Origin of the sequence: Flavobacterium daemonense (genome assembly GCF_007341385.1) — a bacterium.
Classification (GTDB): Bacteria; Bacteroidota; Bacteroidia; order Flavobacteriales; family Flavobacteriaceae; genus Flavobacterium; species Flavobacterium daemonense.
In genome coordinates this window covers 40,556-57,454 of sequence record NZ_VJYD01000006.1, presented here as the reverse complement: position 1 = coordinate 57,454, position 16,899 = coordinate 40,556, and the positions used below count along the sequence as shown (strand labels likewise).

The 16,899-nt window shown below is 35.7% G+C and carries 10 protein-coding genes; all 10 read right to left on the bottom strand.

Annotated features, from left to right (window positions below):
• Positions 1-7 precede the first annotated feature (7 nt).
• The 10 genes from FND99_RS09520 to FND99_RS09475 all read right to left on the bottom strand — a co-directional run bounded on the left by FND99_RS09520 (position 8) and on the right by FND99_RS09475 (position 16,674).
• The gene (locus FND99_RS09520) at positions 8-3,100 is read right to left on the bottom strand and encodes a SusC/RagA family TonB-linked outer membrane protein (RefSeq protein WP_144337760.1); all 3,093 of its coding nucleotides are present in this window, start codon (positions 3,098-3,100) and stop codon (positions 8-10) included.
• Positions 3,101-3,651: 551 nt separating this feature from the next.
• Positions 3,652-4,626 carry an aldose epimerase family protein gene (locus tag FND99_RS09515; protein ID WP_144337759.1) on the bottom strand — a complete coding sequence of 325 codons (975 nt, stop codon included), beginning with the start codon at positions 4,624-4,626 and terminating at the stop codon, positions 3,652-3,654.
• 37 nt (positions 4,627-4,663) lie between these two features.
• Positions 4,664-5,320 (bottom strand): fructose-6-phosphate aldolase, encoded by a 657-nt coding sequence (gene fsa / locus FND99_RS09510; RefSeq protein ID WP_144337758.1) that lies wholly within the window; start codon positions 5,318-5,320, stop codon positions 4,664-4,666.
• 213 nt (positions 5,321-5,533) lie between these two features.
• A complete protein-coding gene (gene xylA, locus FND99_RS09505; protein ID WP_144337757.1) occupies positions 5,534-6,859 on the bottom strand; it encodes a xylose isomerase in 1,326 nt (441 codons plus the stop codon).
• 8 nt (positions 6,860-6,867) lie between these two features.
• The gene (locus tag FND99_RS09500; RefSeq protein WP_144337756.1) at positions 6,868-8,349 is read right to left on the bottom strand and encodes a xylulokinase; all 1,482 of its coding nucleotides are present in this window, start codon (positions 8,347-8,349) and stop codon (positions 6,868-6,870) included.
• Between the two features lie 3 nt (positions 8,350-8,352).
• Positions 8,353-9,360, bottom strand: coding sequence for a GntR family transcriptional regulator (locus tag FND99_RS09495; RefSeq protein ID WP_144337755.1), 1,008 nt, complete (start codon positions 9,358-9,360; stop codon positions 8,353-8,355).
• Between the two features lie 437 nt (positions 9,361-9,797).
• Positions 9,798-10,823, bottom strand: coding sequence for a glycoside hydrolase family 43 protein (locus FND99_RS09490; RefSeq protein WP_144337754.1), 1,026 nt, complete (start codon positions 10,821-10,823; stop codon positions 9,798-9,800).
• Between the two features lie 29 nt (positions 10,824-10,852).
• On the bottom strand, positions 10,853-12,286 hold the full coding sequence (locus tag FND99_RS09485; protein WP_144337753.1) for an MFS transporter: 1,434 nt from the start codon (positions 12,284-12,286) through the stop codon (positions 10,853-10,855).
• A 220-nt stretch (positions 12,287-12,506) separates the two neighbouring features.
• The gene (locus tag FND99_RS09480) at positions 12,507-13,616 is read right to left on the bottom strand and encodes an endo-1,4-beta-xylanase (RefSeq protein ID WP_144337752.1); all 1,110 of its coding nucleotides are present in this window, start codon (positions 13,614-13,616) and stop codon (positions 12,507-12,509) included.
• A 205-nt stretch (positions 13,617-13,821) separates the two neighbouring features.
• Positions 13,822-16,674, bottom strand: coding sequence for a glycosyl hydrolase 115 family protein (locus FND99_RS09475; RefSeq protein ID WP_144337751.1), 2,853 nt, complete (start codon positions 16,672-16,674; stop codon positions 13,822-13,824).
• Positions 16,675-16,899: the final 225 nt, after the last annotated feature.

The window sequence follows — 16,899 nt, the reverse complement described above, 5'->3', positions numbered from 1 at the left end:
TTCTTTTTTAAAATGTTAAATTAAGGCCAAGCAAGAAAGTGCGTGTTGAAGGAGTATTTGTTCCTAATGTCAGTAAACGTCTTTTGTAAAAATCAGTTACTGCTGCATTTTCGTTACCATACGAGTTCGTTTCAGGATCCATACCCGTTTCTTTGTGGTAAGGAGAATAAATTACGAACGGATTTTGCACCGTGCAATAAAGTCTGAATCTATCTACTCCTAAGTCCTTAATGAATTTTTCAGTAATATTATAACCAAGTGTAATCGTGCGGATTTTAACATAAGAAGCATCAAAATATCCTAAAGTCGATCCGTATTTTGGGTTGTCATTACTTGAAATTCCACCTGGTCTTGGGTATTTAGCATCTGTATTTTCTGGAGTCCAATAATCTACTTTTACGTTTCCTCTACGTCCGCTCAACATATTTAAATATCCTGTAGAAGAATAAAGCGTACTGATCAAAACTCCTCCGCTTTGAAAAGCTCCTACTACACTAAGATCTAAATTTTTGTAAGCAACACGTGTATTGAAACCTCCAAGGAAATCAGGATTTACATCGATGATTTGTCTGTCAGCAGGTCCAATTTGTCTTGTTGGCGTTCCGTCAGCATTAAAATCTCCTGTATATTTCACTTTAATCATACCCACATTTCCTCCTGGCTCATATTTAGTAAGATTTGCATCTCCTTGCTGCCAAAGTCCAATTTTCTCATAGTCGAAGATTACGTCGATTGGATGTCCAACAAACCACCAGTTATTTTCATCTCTGTCTTGTCCAGAAGATAATGCCGTTAGCTTGTTTTTGTTTGAATAAAAGTTAACTCCAACATCCCAAGACCAGCCATTCGGATTGTTGAATATTGATCCGTTAAGCGTAAATTCATAACCTTTATTTTGAGTTTGTCCAATATTTGCTGTGTAGCTTCCCACACCTGCTGTTGGAGGCAAACCAACACTTAAAAGAATATCTTTTGTATCTGTAACATAGTATTCTGCTGTACCTGTTAAACGATTTTTGAAGAAACCAAAATCAATACCATAGTTCATTGTAGTCGAATATTCCCAGCCTAAATCAGGATTTGGAAGTGTCGATACGTAATATCCAGTTGCATTTGTTTCACCAAAATTATACGGTCTAGAAGCTAAACTTCCTAATGTAGAATAAGGTGCAACTGCTTGGTTAGAAGTTTCTCCATAACCTGCACGCAATTTTAATTGGTCAAGCCAACTAACATTCTGCATAAATGATTCATTTTTCACATTCCATCCAGCAGATACCGCAGGATAAGTATGCCATTGGTGTCCTTTTGCAAGTCTTGACGAAGCATCTGAACGAACAGTAGCTGTAAGCATATAGCGATTATCGTAAGAATACATTGCACGCGCCATGTATGAAACCAGTCCGCTTTGTTGATAATCTTGATTGTCTGGGTTAACGGCAATTTCACCATTTGCTCTTCCTAAATTGTAGAATTGGAACGAGTCAGAAGGGATATCTTTTGCACTAACCTGCGATTTATTGTAGGTAGTTTGTTCTGACGAATACATAGCAACTGCATTCACTTGGTGTTTTCCAAAAGTACGATCGTACGTAATCAAGTTTTGGATTGCCCAGTTTGTATTAAGTGTATTTGTGATCGAAGCTGTAGAAACAGTTGTCGGATTGATGCTGAAAACACCTTCTCCTGTATATTGACCTCCGCTTGTAGTACGGAAATTACCACCTAAATCGATATGGTATTTCAAACCTTCAACGCCTGGTATTTTTACTTCAGCATATAAAGTGTTGTAAGAGCTGTACGCTTTTGTCTGGTCGATCCATTTATCACCCAAATTATTTACTGTTTCTCTTGTGTACACCCAGTTTTCATCCAAAGGCATTTTTACTGTTCTCTTCAAAGATCCGTCTGGATTATAAGGATTCGAAATTGAAGTTGTACTTAACGTATTATACAAACTTAAATTTGAACCATTTGAAATAGAGTAATTGTTATTTGTAGTAAAACCAACTTTAAAATATTTTCCTATTGCCTGATCTACAGCAGCTCGCAATGAAATACGGCTATAATCCTGTCCTGGCACAACTGCTTCTTCTTTATAATAACTAGTCCCAAAATTATAGTTTCCAGTCTCCGTTCCGCCCGAAACACCTACATCATGATTGGTTACCAAACCTGCACCATACATTAAATTCTGCCAATCTGTATTTATATTATCAGCTTCGTCAGCACCATTTGTATAAAGCGGTGCTGTTGATCCCGGAAGCGTCGCGATTTTACGTAAAGCAACAAATTCAGGTCCGTTCATCATTGGGAATTTTGCAAAAATTGTTTTCAAACCACTATAAGTGTTGTATGTAAATTTAGCTTTTTGCCCTTTTAGCCCTTTATTTGTTGTAATCAAAATAACACCATTTGCTCCACGAGAACCGTAAATCGCTGTTGCTGAAGCATCTTTCAAGATATCAATACTTTTAATATTGTCTGGACTGATATCGCCAATTGAACCTGCAAACGGAATTCCGTCTAATACGACAAGCGGATTATTATCAGCCGTTAGCGAGCGCGTACCTCTAATACGAATCTGCATTTCAGAACCTGGTTTTGATGAAGTCTGATTCATTTGAACCCCAGCCAAACGACCTTGCAAAGCCTGAGTAATATTTGCCGATGGAACCTCGCGAACAACATCTCCTTTAATTGACCCCACAGAACCCGTTACCGCTTCTTTTCGCTGCGTACCGTAACCTATGACTACAACCTCTTGCAGATTATTTTGGTTTTCTTCTAAAACTGCATTTACCTTATTTTTTCCCGCAACAGCAATTTCTTTATTCTTTAAACCTAAAAAACTGAAGACCAACACTCCATTTGAAGGAACGTTAGTTATAGAATAATTTCCGTCAAAACCTGTAGCAACACTGTTTTTAGTGCCTTTAACAGTAACATTAGCTCCTGGAATTGGCCCATTTGCATCAGATACAACTCCCGTTACTGTAGTCTGAGCTGTGGCACTCACAGAAAACAGAAACATAAGGGATAAAAACCCCAGACATTTCAGGAGCTTTTTTTTGCTTTTCATTGTAAAAAAGTCGGTCATAAAAATTGATTTAGATAATTAATATATAGTTTGAGTTAGTTTTATTTTTAAATATAAACGCAGCTGTTTTTGAGGTCGAAAAAAAACAACTGTTTTACATTTCTTTAACAAATATAAATAAAATTCTAAATCACACAACCGGTTGTGTATATTTTTTTTATTTATACCGAAAAAAATTACCACATAAATTAGACTCTAAATAATTTTAAACCTAAAAATTTAAACGATTCTCAACAAAAGTTCAGTTTTAACAAAACAATTAAAACTATATTTAGGGTTTTTAAAAAATAACAAACAATTCATTAAAATCTACAGAATTACAGATATACAGCATTTTAACACTATAAAAAAGATTAAAAAACAAGTGTGTTTTCAACAGTTAAAAAAGAGCATTTAAAAGCAATCCGCGCAATTTTAAGAACATAGACTCCTATCAAAATTCTTATTTTTTTGTACGAAAAAGCGAAGGCTTTTTACACAATCGCTTGCATAAAACAATAAAAAAAGCTTCTTTTATAAAAAAGAAGCTTTAAAATTTAACTTGGGATTAACTATAAAAAAGTAAACGCAAAAACCATTTCGTTTACATAGGTTTCATGCACATTCAAAATTGAATTTGGGAAATGTTTTTGGTTTGGTGCATCGGGAAAATTTTGCGGTTCAAAACAAATCGCCGGAAACGTTTCATATTGGCTGTTATTTGAAAATGGCAAAACCGGAAATTCCTTTGGAGTATAAACCACCATTGCTGGCTGATTTGAAAAAATTTCCATATTGATCCCGCTTTCTGAAGATGATAAAGATGCTTTTAACTGCTTGTCGTTAAACACAAAAGTATCATCAAAACCTTTAAAATCTTCTCTTCCGATTTTATCTTTTTCATTTCGGTCAAAAGCAGTTCCTTCGGATTTATTTAATTTTCCTGTCGGAAGCAATTGCGAGTCAACATCTAAATGAAAATCGCTGTTGATTTGAAGTTCATGATCTAAAACAGAACCTTTTCCGTTTAAATTGATATAAACATGACTGGTCAAATTTACAGGAGTCGCATGATCGGTTGTTGCGGTATATGTAATTTTTACTTCATTTTTTGGAGTAAGCTCAAATCGAGCTTCAACATCTAAATTTCCAGGATAACCTTCTTCTAAATGTTTGCTTTGATAAGAAAAAATCACAAAATCAGCAGCCACTTCTTTTACCGACCAAAACCTTTTAAAAAAACCATTTTCGCCTCCATGAAGATGAACGCCATTTTCATTTTCGATTTTGTAAACAACATCATCAATTTCAAATTCACCGCCAGAAATCCTGCCTGCATACCTGCCAATGCTAGATCCTAAAAAGAGTTTTACATTTGAATACGGCGCTTCAAGATAATTCGACGCTTCTTTTAAACCCGCCGCAACATCATAAATTTCACCTTCCGAATTTTTAACTTTCAATCCTATTACCGTCGCACCGAAATTAGAAATTGTCATTTCTAAAGCGCTGTTATTCTTAATTGTAATTACTTCTAATTTTTCCATTTTAATGCTGTTAAAGCTTTTGACTTTTCAGAAAAAATTACAAATTCATTTTTTTAGCATCAGCTATAAATTGGTTTAAACCAATGTCTGTCAAGGGATGTTTCAACAAACCTTTAATTGCAGATAACGGCCCCGTCATCACATCAGAACCAATTTTAGCACAATTGATTACGTGCATAGTGTGTCGAACTGAAGCCGAAAGAATTTGGGTATTGAAAGCATAATTATCATAAATTTCTCTGATTTCAGAAATCAAATGCATTCCATCAGTCGAAACATCATCGAATCGTCCTAAAAACGGAGAAACATAAGTTGCACCAGCTTTTGCTGCTAAAAGTGCTTGCCCTGCAGAAAAAACCAATGTAACATTTGTTCTTATTCCTTTGTCCGAAAAATATTTACAAGCTTTGATTCCGTCAGCAATCATTGGCAATTTCACGACGATTTGTTCGTGCAAAGCCGCAAGTTCTTCACCTTCTTTAATCATTCCGTCATAATCAGTCGAAATAACTTCTGCCGAAACGTCGCCGTCAACAATATTGCAGATATCCAGATAATGTTTTAAAATATTTGCTTTTCCTGTAATCCCTTCTTTCGCCATCAATGACGGATTTGTGGTTACACCGTCTAAAACACCTAGAGCCTGAGCTTCTTTAATGTCTTCTAAATTTGCTGTATCTATAAAAAATTTCATTGTTTTTTGTTTTGAGGTTGGTTTAATAGGATGGTTTGAAGAGTAAGTTTGTCATTTCGACTGAAAGGAGAAATCACACTAGAAATTCCACATGCAAAATCGCCAATCTTTGTAGAGTTTCTGGTGTGATTTCTCCTTTCAGTCGAAATGACAAAGATTACTTAAAAAAGACCCGACAGTTTTTAAAAACCTGTCAGGTCTAAAAAATTTCAATTAAATATATTGATTGATAATATTTTCAAACAATTCTTGTTTACCGCTTTGAAGAGTTAATTCTCCGTTTTGGTTCGCGATATCATAAAGATCTTTAAGCTTTAATTTTCCTTCTGCAAAATCTTTTCCTTTACCAGAATCGAATGAGCTGTATCTTTCTTTTCTTAATTTTTCGTAAGGAGAAGAAGTGATGATTTTATCAGCAGTCAACAACGCTCTTGCGAAAGTATCAGCTCCACCAATGTGTGCTAAGAAAACATCTTCTAAATCTGTAGAATTTCTTCTGATTTTAGCATCAAAATTAACTCCACCACCTTGCAATCCACCAGCTTTTAAGAAAACTAACATCGCTTCAGTTGTTTCTTGGATGTTGTTTGGGAATTGGTCAGTATCCCATCCGTTTTGGTAATCTCCTCTATTTGCATCGATGCTTCCTAACATTCCTGCTTTTGCAGCCACTTCTAATTCGTGTTGGAAAGTGTGTTGTGCCAATGTCGCGTGGTTTACTTCGATATTGATTTTGAAATCTTTATCTAAACCATAATTTTTCAAGAATCCAATTGCTGTAGCTGAGTCAAAATCGTATTGGTGTTTTGATGGTTCCATTGGTTTTGGCTCGATGAAGAAAGTTCCTTTAAAACCTTGTGCTCTAGCATAATCTCTAGACATTGTTAAGAATTGCGCCATGTGGTCTAATTCTCTTCCCATATCTGTGTTCAATAAAGACATATAACCTTCTCTACCACCCCAGAATACATAGTTTTCTCCGCCTAAAGCGATTGTTGCGTCCAAAGCCAATTTTACTTGTCCTCCTGCTCTTGCAACTACATTGAAATCTGGATTTGTAGCCGCACCGTTCATGAATCTTGGGTTTGAGAAACAGTTTGAAGTTCCCCAAAGCAATTTAATTCCAGAGTCTGCTTTTTTCTGTTTTAAATAATCAGTAATAAAAGCCAAGCGTTTTTCTGATTCTGCGAAAGTTGCTCCTTCAGCAATCAAATCGTAATCGTGGAAACAGAAATAATCGAATCCCATTTTGCTGATGAATTCAAAAGCAGCATCTGCCTTATCTTTTGCCGCTTGATACGGATCTGATGATGCATCCCAAGCAAATTGCTGTGTCCCTGGCCCGAATGGGTCGCTACCTTGTCCGCAGAAAGTATGCCAGTAAGCGATTGCAAATTTAAAGTGCTCACGCATTGTTTTTCCAGCTACAACTTGATCTGGATTGTAATATTTAAATGCCAACGGATTATCAGATGCTGCCCCTTCAAATTTAATTTGGCCAATACCTTTGTAGTATTCTTTATCTCCTAAAACTATCATTTGATTTTTTATTTATTTGTTAATATTAATTCTAATTCTTTTTTCCATTTTTTATAAGCCGTTTCATAAGGCTCTTTATTGTGCAACGGTAAAAACGTCATTACGTGGTCGTTGTCGCTTACATTAGCTCCAAATTTGCTGTAATCACCATCTTTTAAACCAACTGCTCTTCCCGCTCCAACTGCTCCGGTTGTGTTGTAAATTTCGATTTCATGACCAATTAAAGTCGCCACAGTATTTGAGAAAATTTCTGAACGGAAAAGATTATCATTTCCGGCTCTAATGACATTAATGGTCGCATTGTCATCTTTCAAACATTCCATTCCGTACACGAACGAAAACGCAATTCCTTCAAGAGACGCTCTAAACAAATGCGCACTGTTGTGAATATTTAGGTTCAGATTTAAAAAATGGGTTCCGATGTTTTTATTGTTGAACATACGCTCAGCACCATTTCCAAACGGAATTACAACTAAACCTTCTGAACCAACTTCAACATTCGAAGCCTTTTCGTTCATTACCTCATAACTTTCATTCCCCATATTATTGCGAAGCCATCTGTACTGAATTCCTGCTCCGTTAATATTCAAAAGTTTACCTACTCTTGGCGTTTCCAATTCGTAGTTTACGTGAACAAAATTGTTTACTCTTGTGCTTTTTCCAGACGACATTTCGCTTACTGCATAAAACACGCCTGAAGTTCCGCCGGTCGCAGCCACTTCTCCTGGATTCAAAACATTTAACGACAACGCATTATTTGGCTGATCTCCTGCTCTGTAAACAATCGGAATTCCTGCCGGAAGACCAGATTCTGCTGAAGCTTTTTCAGTAACAAAACCTTGATTCGTAAAATTCTCTACGATTTTTGGAGTTAATGACTGATCGATTCCGTAATAATCCAAAAGCCAGTCTGCTACTTTATTTTCTTTATAATCCCAAAGCATTCCTTCAGACAAACCATTTTTGGTTGTCGTTACTTCGCCTGTCAACTTCAAAGCGATATAATCTCCCGGAAGCATGTATTTAGCGATTTTATTGTAAACTTCTGGTTCGTTTTCCTTTACCCATTTCAGTTTCGAAGCCGTGAAATTCCCAGGTGAATTCAATAAATGCGACATGCATTTTTCTTCTCCAATTTCGGCGAAAGCCTTGTTTCCAATTTCAACCGCACGGCTATCGCACCAAATAATTGAATTTCGAAGCGCTTTTCCAGCATTATCAACAATCACCAATCCGTGCATTTGATATGAAATTCCAATTCCTTGAATTTTCGATGCGTCGATATTCGCTTCTTTAATCGCTCTTTTGGTTGCTGTACAAATGTGCTGCCACCAAATTTCTGGATCTTGTTCTGCCCAGTCTGGGTGAATTGACAAGATTTCCATTTCGTTTTGAGGTTCATTCAAAACGATTACTTTTTTGCCCGTTTCTGCTTCTACCAAGGCTGCCTTGACAGAAGAACTTCCAATATCATATCCGATATAATACATAACTTATAATGATTCTCTTATTATTAATTTTGTCGGCACATAACACTTCGTTTCTTCCTCGTGTGTGATAAATGCCGCTGCTTTGGTTCCTATTTCTTTAAAATCAGTTGACACAACCGAAATTCCTTTGTAAATAAATTTCTTCATTGGCGTTTCGTTGTAAGACAAAAATCCAACGTCTTTTCCAGGCTCGAAATCCTTCTCTTTGCATTGCTCTAAAAAGTGCCCTAAAATCCTGTCGCTTACACTTATATAAGCAATTCCTTTTTCGATATTGAACTTTTTAGGATCCGTACTGATTTCATATTTAAATTTAAAATCGGCACAGAATTTTTTGAAATATTCTACCGTTTCCCAAGGGTGATTCGTAAAATCCGGATATACAAATTCTATTTTTTTGTACTTTTTAAATAAATCTACAGCCTCGGTTAAAGCATCATAAAACGCTTTTCCAAAATCCTGAAAAACATAATTATTCGTTTTTTCAGCATGAATATTCCAATCGATCAAAAGCAATTTATCACTCGAAATTGCCGACAAGGCCGGCGCAATATCTTCGTGATCAAAATTCATGACTACATATTTGTAATACTTACCAATTCCGTTATTGACGATCGTTTTAAAAACATCAATATTATAATGATGAAATTGCACATCGATAATCACATTATCCGGCAAATTATTCACAACCGAATGATACAAAACCTCTTTATAAGCCTTGAAAGTATCTAAAACCAAAAGCACTTTTCGCGTTTCTCCCGCTACATAATATCCTTTATTTGGCACCGAATCAATTGTATTCTGGTCCTTCAAAATCGAATATGCCTTAAAAACCGTATCTCTCGACAGCTGATAGGTTTTGCAGATCACATTCACTGACGGAAGCAAATCTCCCTTTTGCAAAATGTTCTCAGCAATCGCATTTGTAATTCCGTCAACCAATTGCTGGTACTTCGGAATATCACTTTCGTGATTAATTATAAACTCAAATTTTCCTTCTTCTTTTAGCATACCGTTCTGTTCCGTTCTGTTATGCTAAAGTAGCTAAAAATCTTTTATAAAAAATTAATTTTTATATGAAATATGTTATTTTTTTAAATGTTGTATTTAATTATTTAACCGCAAGGTTCGCAAAGGTTTTTGTCATTTCGACTGAAAGGAGAAATCACACTCGGGATTCGACAAAGATTGGCAACGCACTTTGCGGCGCTTCTAGTGTGATTTCTCCTTTCAGTCGAAATGACAAAACTATACTTAATTTTTTTTTAATGTAATTAAACCAATCAAAAAAAAAAAACTGCCGCATTTTCTTAAACAACCGGTTGTGGTTTCGTGAAAATTTTTTTTCATGCCATTACATTGACCATAGAAAAGGTCAATAAAATACTATTTGAACCGGCTGTTTTTAAATTAATCATAACTCAGAAATACTTTTGAAAATCCTCTGTTTAGTCTTCTTTATCGTACGGATCTATTGTTACAATCGAACCATCTTCATTATAATTGATTTTGGTCACTTTTATAGATCTTAAATGTGTTACTCCTTTTGACAAGCTCGAATCGTGGTAAAACAAATACCATTCGTTATTTATCTCGCAGATAGAATGATGCGAAGTCCAGCCCACAACCGGATTCAAAATTCTTCCTTGATACGTAAAAGGCCCATACGGACTGTCGCCAATGGCGTAACAAATAAAATGTGTATCACCTGTTGAATACGAGAAATAATATTTTCCGTTGTATTTATGAACCCAAGAAGCTTCAAAAAAACGACGGTCGTTATCGCCGGCAAGGAGCACATTTCCGTTTTCATCCAAAATTTTAATTTCTTTTGGTTCTTCGGCAAATTCCATCATATCATCTGTCAGCATCGCTACAATTGGCCCTAATGCTGGCTCATTTGCTTTTGGCTCTTCATTTGATTTATCGTACTTATTGTCTCGGTATTTTTGAAGCTGACCACCCCAAATTCCACCAAAATAAATATAAAACTTACCGTCGCAATCCTCAAAAACAGCCGGATCAATACTGTAACTGCCTTCTATCGCATTTTCCTCAGGCGTAAAAGGTCCGGTTGGAGAATCGCTTACCGCAACGCCAATTTGGAAAATTCCGTCTGGGCGTTTTGCTGGAAAATACAAATAATACTTTCCGTTTTTGCAGGCAGCATCTGGCGCCCACATTTGCCTTACAGCCCATGGAACGTCGTCAACATGAAGCGCAACACCATGGTCTATAGCTTCTGCGTCGACATTTTCCATTGAAATGACATGATAATCTTCCATTCCAAAATGGTCGCCATTATCATTAAACGGAATTCCCGCATCAATATCATGCGATGGATAAATATATATTTTGCCGTTAAAAACGTGTGCCGATGGATCAGCAGTATAAATATGATTTACTAATGGATTTGAAATTGCACGTTTATCTAATGCTGCAAAGTCAATGTTTTCAATACTATCTTCAGGCATGTTCTCTTTTTTTAATTTTTTTTAATACATTAAACTCTTCTCTCTTTTAAATCAAATTCAATCTGCACTTCCATTTTCTTGTCAATTTTGTAGAAAAACAATAATCCAACACCAATCAAAAAAGGTATTGCCGGAAAAATACTTACTAGCAATTTTATTCCGTTTATTGCAATATCAGTCTGTTGTGCGGCATTTGGCACGTAATTAAAATGTCCTAATAATGAAGTTGTCAAGGCTCCGCCAATGCTTAAACCTGCTTTTAATCCAACCATCATAGCCGAGAAAATAATAGCAGTTGCACGACGATTGTTCAGCCATTCCGAGTAATCGGCGACATCGGCAATCATCGCCCAAAGAAGCGGAATGGTGATTCCGTAGAAAAATCCATGCAAAATTTGGGAGAAAAATATAAAGCCAATCGATGTTGATGGAAAGAAATAAAAAGCGATAATAAAAAGTGTTGAGATGAATAGAAACAACCCAAATATATTTCGCTTTCCATATTTATCAGCAAGTTTTTTAGACAACGTGATTCCAACAATCATGAAGATAATTCCTCCTGCATTGAACAATCCGAATCCGGCAGCAACGGGATCATTACCAAAATGATTCAATCCAATACTTGACAAAGTATCTAAAATTGGCTGAATAAAAATCGCTAATTGATTTTTATCTACATAGTTTTCAAAATAATACACGTATGATCCGCCTTTCATTGCCAACGTAATAAAAACCAAAGTCGTTAATGAAAGCATGATTACCCACGGTCTGTTTTTTACCAAATCGCTTAAATCTTCTTTTACGCTTGATTTTTGCTCTGGTTTTGGAATAATTCTTTCTTTCGTAGTGAAAAAAGTAATCAAAAGCATAATAGTTCCAACGATTGCCAAAACGGTCATGACTTTTTCAATTCCAACAGCTTTATCGCCATTTCCGGCACTTTTTATAATGCCGAGCATAAATACCTGAACAAAAAACTGGGCAAACATAACGGCTACAAAACGGTATGCCGACATACTGTTTCGCTCGCCCATATCGCCAGTAATAACACCACTTAAAGCCGAATATGGCAAATTGTTTCCGGCATAAAAAAGCAGTAATAAACTATAGGTTGCAACTGCATAAATTACTTTTCCTTGGTATGAGAAATTTGGTGTCGTAAAAGCAAGCAAGGCAATTACGCCTAACGGCACGGCAGTCCATAAGATCCAAGGTCTGAATTTCCCCCATTTGCTGGTCGTTCTATCTGCCAAAACACCAATAATAGGATTAAAAATAAAAGCTGCAATTAAACCGACAACGAGCATTATTATAGATGAATGGGCTGGCGATAATCCGTAAATATCAGTGTAAAAATACGCCAGATACGTCATGAGCGTTTGAAAAACTAAATTTGCGGCAAGATCACCTAAGCTGTATCCAATTTTTTCTTTTATGGATAATTTTTGGGAATTAAAATTCATTATTGGTTCGTGGTTATTTTGGTTAGTTCTATAATCAACATTTACAAAATATTGATTATTTAGTTAGCTCTTGCACTGATTTCAAAAGGTTTCTGCTTAAGCAATCGGTTGTGTAAATTTAGTAAAAAAAATATACCGTCCAAATTTACTTAGCGTTATTGCATAATTTTCACAAAAACAGTCTGTAAGCATTCTCAATAAGCAGAATTCGCACTCTTTTTTATTCTTTTTTCTCTTTAAGCTGCAGAATACTATTGTACGCTTTTTTATGTTTTAAATTAGCATCAAATGGCAACGGATAATTTGTTCTTCCTTTTATAGGCCAGTCGTTTAACCAAGATTGCCCGTCATGAACTCCCCAAAAAGTAACTCTGCTGATTTTGTCTCTATGCTTTAAAAACAACTTGAAAATAGAAGCGTAACGCTCTGCCAATTTGTTCTGAATAGAATCTGGCAATGCTTTTGGATACGGATTCATTTTGTCATTTCCTTCAAATTTCTGATTCACATCAGCACCTTTTAAATCCCACGGATTTGGCAAAACTGTAATGTCTAATTCTGTAAACGCTACTTTAATTCCTAAAGCAGAATATTCCAAAATACTTTTTTCGATTTCCTCTAATGATGGGCTGTTCAATCGCCAATGTCCTTGAATTCCAACGCCGTCAACCTTTCCTCCCGCTGCTTTTATTTTTTTGATCAAAGCAATTGCTCCCGCTCTTTTTGCTGGTTCTTCGATATTATAATCGTTGTAATACAAATCAGCTTTTGGATCTGCTTTTGCTGCCAATTTAAAAGCATCAACTAAATATTTTTCTCCAAGCGTATTCAAAAAAACCGATTTTCTCAACGTTCCATCATCATTTAAAGCTTCATTAACAACGTCCCACGACTTCACTCTTCCTTTGTATTTAGAAACAATTGTCGTGATATGATCTTGCATAAACGCTTTCATTTCGGTACTGTCTTTTATTTTTTCCATCCAAGGAGCTAATTGACTGTGCCAAATCAAAGTATGTCCGTGAACAAACATTTTATTTTTTTCTCCGTAAGCAACAAATTTGTCCGCCAGAGTAAAATCATATCTATCTTTTTCCGGATGTGTGAACATTGATTTCATAATATTTTCTGCGGTAATCGCATTAAATTCTTTTTTGATCAATGAATCTTCTTTGCTATTTTTTTCTTGAATTTGGTCTGCGCTTAAAGCCGTTCCGATATAGAAATCGTTTTTATAGGCGTCTTTTAACGACAGTGTTTCTTTTTTCGAAGAACAACTTACCATCAGCAACGTTGCGACGGCAAACACATAAGGGTTAATAAATTTCATATATTTTGGTTTTAATAGTTAATAGTTTTTTTATCTTAAAGTAGACCCTGACAGGTTTTTAAAACCTGTCAGGTTTAATCTATGTTCATAGTTTTGTCATTTCGACGGAGGAGAAATCTCCACAAGTAGCTCCGCAATTAGAATCAAAACTTTATAGAGTTTCTTGCGGAGATTCCTCGTCCCTCGGAATGACAAACTTTGCGCATCATTCCTTCCTAAAACTCTCCGGCGGTCCTAAATACGACTCCAATACTTTTCCTTCTTCTGTCTCAATTACAATTTTCTGAAGCACCAAAGCCGGATCAATTCCGTAAAATTTAAGGATATGATTTCCAGATTTTTCAATTGTATGCGATGATGTTATAATTTTGATATTATTTGCAACCGATTCTGCCCAAGCTTTTTCTGAAGAATCTGCATTGAGGTTCATTATCTGTGGTTTTTCCGAATCAAAACCAACTCCATATTTCAAGCCGTCACCTATTTTAAAATTAATTGTCGGTGAAAAATAAGCACGGACCTTTACGTTTCCTTTGCTGAAAAAGTGAACATCATATTCTAGTCTAGGCGATTGTTCGGAAATTTCAAATGGTTTTATATTCGACGGTTTGATTGTAACTCCTGAGTCTGTTTTACCAAGATTTGGAATTATCGTCCATTTTGCAGCATTAGCATTTATTGCTTTTGAATAATTCTGAGCTTCTATAGAAATACAACCATTGCTTTCTATAAAACCATGTACTTTATTTGGATTTACATTATTAGTTTTCAATGAAAAAGTGTACTTCAGAAAATCCCCCATAACCGTAAATTGACTCTTGGTTGCTCCTTTTGGCGCCTTATTCCAATCAATGCTTACAATAATTCTTTGTTCTGTTTTTACCAAACCTTCCCTAGAAGAAAAATTAATCCAATTTTTATCGCAAATAATTTTATACCAATAACTTCTCTCTCCACAGTTTATCAGATCGAAGTATGTTGTTTTATTATCTAGCGAATTTAAATCCCTTAAATCAGCTTTGCTTTTAAGAACGCCATCCAAAACTTCTTTGGTTCCTTCAGTCGCAATTACTTTATTCACTATCGGGTTATAAAAAACGAAGTTCGTTCCCGGAATCACATTTTTATCTGGTTGTTGCCAATTTGTGTAACCAATATGCGTTTGCGACATCATGTGATTCCATTTGCCGTTTGCCACTTTAGTATGATAATAATCAGTCAACAGACTGTCTTTTTCGAATAACTCTTTTACTTTTTCTTTATAATCATTTGCCAAAGGCGTTCCTTGTTCTGTATATAAAAAATTTTTCGCCTGAGCAAAATACAATTCATTCAAATTTGCACTTGCCAAAACAGGAAATAAAACCAGCTGATAAAAAGCATCTTTATATTCGGGCTGCAGTTTCTCGTTTATTGTACTGGCTATTTTTGCCAATTTCTGATAATCGGCTACCACTCGATTTGCTTCATTGTAATTAGTTATGCTATAGGTTTTCCTGTCTAATAATTCAGGTTTTCTTCGAGCATTATATTTGGTGTATAATTTTAAAATCTGCGCAATTTCGCCTGTAAATTGATTTCCAAAATTCTCTTTCGCCCAATTCACATAATAATCTTGTAAATTTCCGGCATTAACCTTTTCAGGATTCCAAGCCATGTCTAAAAAAAACTCAATCGGAAATTCCATTGGTTTTATGTCACCCACATTTACAATCCAAATTTTATCAACTCCATGTTGATATGCCAAATCCATTTGTTCCCAAGTTCGCTCAATTTGGTTGGTGTTGATCCATTTATAATTTCGCGGTCCGCCAACGTAATCATAATGGTAATAAATTCCGTAACCGCCTTTTCTTGTTTTGGCATTCAATTCTGGCAGTTTACGGATATTTCCCCAATTGTCATCACATAATAAAAGCGTAACATCATCAGGCACCGTCATTCCTTTGTCGTAATAATCCTGAACTTCTTTGTAAAGCGCCCACATTTGAGGTGTTTCTTCAATTGGCTTTTTAGTGATTTCTTGAATGATATTTCGCTGGGTTTTTACAATATTTTCCAAAAGTCCAATTGCAGTTCCTTGCGTCATCGGTTCATCGCCGTCGCCTCGCATTCCAATAGTCACAATGGTTTCTTTATTTCCCATTCTTTTAATTCCGTCTTTCCAGAAATTAATCAAAGCTTCAGAATTGGTATTAAAATCCCATTTTCCTTTTTCTTTTCCCCATTCAGCGTGCGCACGTGTCAGCGGTTCATGATGTGAAGTTCCCATCACAATTCCGTATTCATCGGCCAAAACAGCATTCTGCGGATCATCAACATAAAACATTCTTCCCCACATTGCCGGCCATAAATAATTGCCTTTCATTCTCAAAATCAATTCAAAAACCGTATCGTAAAATTTCGAATTGAATCCGCCGTATTTTTCATAAGCCCAACCAGTTAATGCTGGCGCTTCATCATTTATAAAAATACCGCGATATTTTACTTTTGGTTCTCCCTGCGAATGAATTCCAGGCAAAACATGTAATTCCGATTGCTTTTTAACCGGAACATCTGCCCAAAAATACCAAGGTGAAATCCCAATTTGACTGGACAAATCGTAGATTCCGTAAATCGTTCCGCGTTTATCTGAACCTGCAATTACAAGTGCTTTTTTTATTCCTTTAAATGGATTTTCAACAATTTGCGTTGTAAATTTTTCCCATTTTCCGTCGAGTTGTTTTCCATCAATTTTTCCGTCTTTGACTAATTGCTTGATAATTTCGCTTTTCCCAAATGTTCCAATAATTACAACAAAATCTTCGGCTTCAGCAATATTTTTTATTTGTTTTGGATGCAAATCTGAAACTTTAAAAATATCATTTTCCAAATGTCCCGCAACTTTCAAAACGCCCGAAAAATCAGTTGAACTCACTAAAATTGAAGTTGCTTTTCCTTTTGAAACCAAAGGAAAATTTTCAGCAGAAGCTTGATTTACTACGTATTTTTCTGGATTTATAGCATACGATTTTGCGCTTAATCCGATAAGGAAAAGCGATAAAATGATATTTAGCATCTTAAATTTTAAACACATAGAATCATAGTTTTCGGATGTTAGACCCGACAGGTTTTAAAAACCTGTCGGGTCTAAAATTCATTATAAGCGACGTCTTTTTTGTCATTCCGAGGAACGAGGGCACGAGCGATAGCGAACTGGCGAAGCAATCTCCACAAGAAACTCCGCACAGAATGTTGCCAAGCTTTGTAGAGCTTCTCGCGGAGATTCCGCGTTCCTCGGAAT

Coding starts and splice junctions, on each gene's coding strand:
- FND99_RS09475 (WP_144337751.1), bottom strand. CDS start 16,674: ATGCTAAATATCATTTTATCGCTTTTCCTTATCGGATTAAGCGCAAAA.
- FND99_RS09520 (WP_144337760.1), bottom strand. CDS start 3,100: ATGACCGACTTTTTTACAATGAAAAGCAAAAAAAAGCTCCTGAAATGT.
- xylA (WP_144337757.1), bottom strand. CDS start 6,859: ATGATAGTTTTAGGAGATAAAGAATACTACAAAGGTATTGGCCAAATT.
- FND99_RS09495 (WP_144337755.1), bottom strand. CDS start 9,360: ATGCTAAAAGAAGAAGGAAAATTTGAGTTTATAATTAATCACGAAAGT.
- FND99_RS09515 (WP_144337759.1), bottom strand. CDS start 4,626: ATGGAAAAATTAGAAGTAATTACAATTAAGAATAACAGCGCTTTAGAA.
- FND99_RS09480 (WP_144337752.1), bottom strand. CDS start 13,616: ATGAAATTTATTAACCCTTATGTGTTTGCCGTCGCAACGTTGCTGATG.
- fsa (WP_144337758.1), bottom strand. CDS start 5,320: ATGAAATTTTTTATAGATACAGCAAATTTAGAAGACATTAAAGAAGCT.
- FND99_RS09500 (WP_144337756.1), bottom strand. CDS start 8,349: ATGTATTATATCGGATATGATATTGGAAGTTCTTCTGTCAAGGCAGCC.
- FND99_RS09485 (WP_144337753.1), bottom strand. CDS start 12,286: ATGAATTTTAATTCCCAAAAATTATCCATAAAAGAAAAAATTGGATAC.
- FND99_RS09490 (WP_144337754.1), bottom strand. CDS start 10,823: ATGCCTGAAGATAGTATTGAAAACATTGACTTTGCAGCATTAGATAAA.